Annotated in this window: 6 protein-coding genes and 1 riboswitch; of the genes, 4 read left to right on the top strand and 2 right to left on the bottom strand. The window is 70.9% G+C overall.

All coding sequences use genetic code 11. The annotated features are described in order from the left end of the window. The coding region (locus ACFWM7_RS34085) for a histidine phosphatase family protein (protein ID WP_383268312.1) at positions 1–289 on the bottom strand (289 nt) is incomplete at its 3' end. Between the two features lie 113 nt (positions 290–402). Continuing rightward, positions 403–539: riboswitch (adenosylcobalamin (AdoCbl) riboswitch) on the top strand. A 15-nt stretch (positions 540–554) separates the two neighbouring features. On the opposite strand from ACFWM7_RS34085, the gene ACFWM7_RS34080 reads away from it, so the two are divergent. The 4 genes from ACFWM7_RS34080 to ACFWM7_RS34065 all read left to right on the top strand — a co-directional run bounded on the left by ACFWM7_RS34080 (position 555) and on the right by ACFWM7_RS34065 (position 3,358). Beyond that, the gene (locus ACFWM7_RS34080) at positions 555–770 is read left to right on the top strand and encodes a CbtB-domain containing protein (RefSeq protein WP_383268310.1); all 216 of its coding nucleotides are present in this window, start codon (positions 555–557) and stop codon (positions 768–770) included. An 89-nt stretch (positions 771–859) separates the two neighbouring features. Continuing rightward, positions 860–1,615 (top strand): CbtA family protein, encoded by a 756-nt coding sequence (locus tag ACFWM7_RS34075; protein ID WP_383268307.1) that lies wholly within the window; start codon positions 860–862, stop codon positions 1,613–1,615. A gap of 229 nt (positions 1,616–1,844) precedes the next feature. Further along, complete coding sequence (locus tag ACFWM7_RS34070) at positions 1,845–2,606, top strand: SDR family oxidoreductase (RefSeq protein WP_383268304.1); 762 nt, start codon at positions 1,845–1,847, stop codon at positions 2,604–2,606. A 32-nt stretch (positions 2,607–2,638) separates the two neighbouring features. Next, positions 2,639–3,358, top strand: coding sequence for a TetR/AcrR family transcriptional regulator (locus ACFWM7_RS34065; RefSeq protein WP_383268301.1), 720 nt, complete (start codon positions 2,639–2,641; stop codon positions 3,356–3,358). Positions 3,359–3,452: 94 nt separating this feature from the next. Here ACFWM7_RS34065 and ACFWM7_RS34060 read toward each other — a convergent pair whose 3' ends face one another. After that, positions 3,453–4,142: a hypothetical protein gene (locus tag ACFWM7_RS34060; protein WP_383268315.1), complete on the bottom strand. Its 690-nt coding sequence runs from the start codon at positions 4,140–4,142 to the stop codon at positions 3,453–3,455. Positions 4,143–4,204: the final 62 nt, after the last annotated feature.

The following is a 4,204-nucleotide window of genomic DNA, read 5'->3' as shown; positions in this document are numbered from 1 at the left end:
CCGCGGGTTCGGCGGCCGCCACCTCGTCGAGGCGGCGGCCGGCCCAGCGCGCCAGGTCCCAGCCGCCCAGGGCCGGTTCGGTCCGTGCCGCCGCCAGGCCGAGAGCCTCGGAGGTCTCGCGGCACCGTACGGAGGGGCCGCTGAGCGCGAGCCCGGCGGCCGGCACCGCACCGGCGGCGGCCCGCGCCCGCTCCCGGCCGGATCGGTCGAGGGGTGAGTCGCCGTCGAAGCGGGCCTCTCGCAGCGCCGCGTTCATCACCGGTGAGATCAACATCACCCGTACTGTCATGTCCCTGCTCTCAATCCTTCATCAGGGGCCCCACAGCCCTGTCGCCCCAAGGAATCCGTGTTCCGTGACCCTGCGCATTCGACCATGGCGGCGCCCGCGTACAGGCGGTATGGTCACGTCGACCATGGCGAGGGTGTGACGGAAGTCCGGTGAGAATCCGGCACGGTCGCGCCACTGTGAACCCGCCTTCGTGCGGGAAGTCAGACCCGGCACCTTCGTCTGAGGCACCACGACAGGGACGCGTGTTCCCACAGGAGGTACTGCCATGGCACAGTCCGCTGTTCCCGCAACCGGGGCATCGGGAATCCCCCCGATCTCGGCGAAGGCCCTTGCCCCGTGGGCGGTCTTCTTCGGCATTCTCATGCTCGTCCTGCTGTACTTCGTCGGCGCCGAACAGGGCGCCACCGCGCTCATCTCGGGCGAAGGCGTCCACGAGTGGGTCCACGACGGCCGTCACCTGCTCGGCTTCCCCTGCCACTGAGACACCTGAGGCCACGGAGACCCCTGAGGGATCAGGGAATCCGCCAGGCAGTCAGCAAACCGGGAAGCAAGAGAAAACAGGAAACCATCGTGAACTCCATATCTGTCAGAGCCCTGCTCGTGCGCGGCATGCTCGCGGGCCTAATCGCGGGCGCGCTCGCGCTCGCCGTCGCCTACTTCCTCGGTGAGTCCCAGGTGGACGCGGCGATCGCCCTCGAAGAGGCCCACAGCCACGACCACGGCGGCGGCGAGGAACTGGTCAGCCGCACCATGCAGGCCACCGGCGGACTCGCCACCGGCGTACTGGTCTTCGGCGTCGCCGTGGGCGGTATCGCCGCGCTGGTGTTCTGTTACGCCCTGGGCCGCATCGGCGACTTCGGTCCCCGGGCCACGGCGGCGCTGATCGCGGGCGCCGCCCTGCTCACGGTCTACGTCGTACCGTTCCTCAAGTACCCGGCGAACCCGCCCGCCGTCGGCAACCCGGACACCATCGGCAAGCGCACCACCCTGTTCTTCCTGATGGTCGCCCTCAGTGTGCTTCTGGCCGTCGCCGCCGTCATCATCGGCAAGCGGCTCGCCCCGCGCCTGGGCAACGGGAACGCGAGCATCGCGGCCGCCGCCGGCTTCATCCTGCTGATCGGCCTCGCCTACGCCTTCCTGCCCTCCTTCGACGAGGTGGGCAAGGACTTCCCGGCCGGTCTGCTGTGGGAGTTCCGGCTCTCGACGCTGGCGGTCCAGGCGACGCTGTGGAGCACCTTCGGCATCGTCTTCGGCCATCTCACCGAACGGCTTCTGACGCCCGCCACCCCTGCGGCGACCCCGCGTACCGCGAGTGCGGTGAGCTGAGCCTGTTCGCGCGTACACGCGCGTGCGTGCTGACGCGCATGCGCACATGACAGAACCTGCCGGGCGTATCCGGCGGGTTCTGTTGTGTTACGGGAGGGGCGGGAGATGGGTAGCACGGTAGGTGAACATCGCTACGTTTCAGGGGTAGCGGTGATAACGTCATGGTGTTAGCGTTGATCTCATCGGGTTTCACGGAACGACCGCGACCCCAGTCGCCAGGAGTGACGCCATGACCGAACAGTCCGTATCCGCAGCGGCACCCGCCCCTCGCCGGGTGGCCGTGGTCACCGGCGGCTCCCGGGGCATCGGCCGCGAGAGCGCCGAACGGCTCGCCGCCGACGGCTTCGCGGTCGTCGTCGGCTACGGGGGCAACCGGAGCGAGGCGGAAGCCGCCGTCGCCGCCATCACCGCCGCGGGAGGAGAAGCCTTCGCCCAGCAGGCGGACGTGGCCGACGAGGTCGCCGTCGCGGCACTCTTCGATGCCGCCGAGACGGCGTTCGGCGGCATCGATGTGGTGGTGCACGCGGCGGGGGTCATGGCGCTCGCCCCGCTGGCCGAGCTCGAACTCGACACGCTCGACCGGATGCACCGCACCAACATCCGGGGCACGTTCGTCGTGGACCAGCAGGCGGCGCAGCGATTGCGCGCGGGCGGGGCCGTCATCAACTTCTCCAGCTCGGTGCTCTCGCTGTCCCTGCCCGGCTACACCGCGTACGCCGCGACCAAGGGCGCCGTCGAGGCCATGACCCTGATCCTCGCCCGAGAACTGCGCGGCCGGGACATCACGGTCAATGCCGTAGCACCGGGGCCGACCGCCACCGCCCTGTTCCTGGACGGCAAGGACGAGGAGACCGTCGCGCGGATGGCCGCCCAGCCGCCACTGGAGAGGCTGGGAACCCCGCAGGACATAGCCGAGGTGGTCTCCTTCCTGGCCTGCCCGGCCCGCTGGGTCAACGGCCAGGTGCTGCGGGCCAACGGCGGCATCGTCTGAGCGCCGCCGTGCCGCTTGATAGCGTCCGTCCGGTGAGTACGAGTACCCGGACACGCATTCTGGAAGTGGCCGCCACCCTGATCAGGGAATCGCCCGACGGTGACATCTCCACGCGCGCCGTGTGCGAGGCGGCGAAGGTGGGCGCGCCGGCCCTCTACCGCCACTTCGGCGACAAGGAAGGACTGCTGTCGGCCGTCGTCGACCACGGCTTCGAGAAGTACCTGGCCACGAAGAGGGAACGCGGAGAGACGACGGACCCGGTCGAGGACCTGCGCCGGGGGTGGGACAGCCACGTCGCCTTCGCCCTCGACAACCGCAACCTCTACCGGCTGATGAACTCGCCGGCGATGCGCACGCCGCCCGCCGCGGCGCTCGAGTCCCACCGGATCCTGACCGGGGACCTCGAACGGGCCGCGGCCCAGGGCCGGATACGCGTCGCGCCCGAGCTGGCCGCCCAGATGATCATGTCAGCCAATGTGGGGGTGGCTCTGATGCTGGTGTCCCGCCCGGCGACGTTCGACGACATCGAAGTGTCCCGCCGGGTGCGCGACGCACTGCACGCGACGGTGCTCACCCCGGACGTGTCGCCGAGCACGCCGCCGAGCGCGCCGCCGGACGCCGAAGTCCCCACGGCGGCGGCCCGGTTGAGCGCTCTGCTGCGGCAGGAGCAAGGGGCGGGGCTGAGTACGGCCGAGGCGGCGCTGATGAAGGAGTGGCTCGACCGGGTGGCGAACGCCCGGCCGGAGACCTGACCCGAAGCACCGAGGCGGACGGTGGAGACCCTCAGGCCACAGGGCCACAGGGCCACAGGGCCACAGGGCCACAGGGCCACAGGGCCACAGGGCCTCAGGGGGCGGGGGAGGGGGCGTCGTGATCGCGCAGGCCGTCCTCCGTGCGGCGCGCCGCGTTTCCGACGATCCGTTCAAGATCCTTCCGCACCTCGCGTTCCGTGCTCCCGTGCGGTGCGTACGCGGACACCGTGAGCACCAGGTCGCCGTTCCACAGGAGGAGGGTGCGGCCGGGGCGGCCCCCGTCGTCGGCGGGTAGAGCGTAGGCGGCGTCGTGCACCTTGCCGGGCCCGCGCCCGTGGGCACGGTCGAGGTCCTCCTTCACGCGGTAGGCGTGACGGGCGGCCCCGGGCTCCTCGTACACCGAGGCCGTGGTGCTGAGCTTCCAGAACGTGCCGTCGCGGGCCTTGAGATCCGCGAGGCAGCCGGTCTGCCGGTAGCGGGGCCGGGCACCGTTCTCGCCGATGTCCGCCCGGGCGTCGGGGGAGGCGGATTCGGTGGTGCTGCCGAGCGTGAAGCCCTCGGCGGGTGCCGTGCCCGCCAGGAGGTCGCACGGCTCGCCGGTCCAACTATGGGCCCCCGGCGGACGAGCGCCGATCTTCGCAGCCTCGCCTTTCCGCCCGTCGTCGTCACCGCCGGAGCAGCCGGCCGAAGCCGCCACCGCCAGCCCGATGAGCGCGGCTGCCCGCGCCCGGCGTAAGGCGGCCGACCGAGCCACGGATAACGCGGCGCTCCTGGATTTGTGCATCTCCCACCCCTTCGTCCTGGAGATCACATTGTCCGACGCTCGTACCGACGGGTAAAGGAGAC

Origin of the sequence: Streptomyces sp. NPDC058375 (assembly GCF_042723425.1) — a bacterium.
GTDB lineage: Bacteria > Actinomycetota > Actinomycetes > Streptomycetales > Streptomycetaceae > Streptomyces > Streptomyces durocortorensis.
The sequence above is the reverse complement of the archived record's forward strand: the minus strand, read 5'-3'. Positions and strand labels throughout refer to the sequence as shown.